This is a genomic window from Frankia sp. AiPs1, assembly GCF_023716945.1.
In the GTDB taxonomy this organism is placed as follows: domain Bacteria; phylum Actinomycetota; class Actinomycetes; order Frankiales; family Frankiaceae; genus Frankia.
On sequence record NZ_JAMQQF010001027.1, the window covers coordinates 1 to 1,026 of the forward strand.

Here is a 1,026-nt window from a genome sequence, read left to right on the forward strand (position 1 = left end):
GGTGGCGCCCCGCGGCCACGGACCGCGGCCCGACCGGCCCGCCGCGCTGCTCCGACCCGGGGGCCGATGGGGGGGCTGACCGGGGGGCCGATGAGGGGGCCGGGTGGGGCACGGTCACGCGCTCACGTCGTCTGGTTGCGCGGAAACGGCGTGCGGCGCAGGGCCACGACCACGGGGCCGAACCGGGCCCAGTCGGGATGCAGCGCGAGCACGTTCGCGGAGAACTCCCCCTGGCCGGCGAGTCCTCGGCGGGTCAGGTTGAACAGGCGGTAGCCGGCCGCGGCCAGCACGCCGACCAGCTCGCCCTGCGCCCGGCCACCCCGGCGGGCGAGGTGGCTCGGCAGCATCTCCAGCAGCACCGCGGGGCGCCGCGCGCGCAGCAGCTCCGTGGCGCCGAGGAGCACCTCGAGTTCGAACCCCTCCACGTCGATCTTGATCAGGTCGGGCGGCCGGTGACGGGCCGCGTGCATGTCGAGCGTCGTCGTCGGCACTGTGAGCTCGGCCGCGTCGCCCGCCGGGACCTGGTGGGTCAGCCCCGAGGCGCCGGGATGCCGGCGCAGCCCGACGGTCCCGGCGACGGCGCCGACCGCCCACGCCGTCGGGCGCACCTGGCTCAGCCCGTTGCGGACAGTCAGCGCGACGAGGACCGCGCGCGGTTCGGGCACCGGCTCGAAGGCGTGTACCTCCCCCGCCCGGCCGACCGCGCCCGCCGCCCACAGCGTGTAGACGCCGATGTTGGCGCCGACGTCGTAGCAGCAGTCGCCCGGGCGCAGGATGGTGTCGAAGACGGCGGCCAACGCCGGCGGCCGGTAGCACAGCTCGACCAGGTCGCGGGCGGACCCGTCACGGCAGTCGGCCAGCTCGAAGGTCATGCCGTTGGTCAGCCGGCCGCGCACCGGCCCGGTGAAGCGGGGGGTTCCGCGCACCCACCCGGTCACCCGGTCGCGCCCGCGGACATCTGGCAGCGCCGCGGCCAGCCGCCCGGCCGCGCGCCCGGGACCCCGGGCGCGTGCAGCGGAATCCGAA

At 77.3% G+C, this 1,026-nt stretch carries 1 protein-coding gene; it reads right to left on the bottom strand.

Going from position 1 to position 1,026, the window contains the following annotated elements:
- Positions 1-122: 122 nt before the first annotated feature.
- Positions 123-977 carry an FkbM family methyltransferase gene (locus tag ND748_RS32630; protein ID WP_251750108.1) on the bottom strand — a complete coding sequence of 285 codons (855 nt, stop codon included), beginning with the start codon at positions 975-977 and terminating at the stop codon, positions 123-125.
- Positions 978-1,026 lie beyond the last annotated feature (49 nt).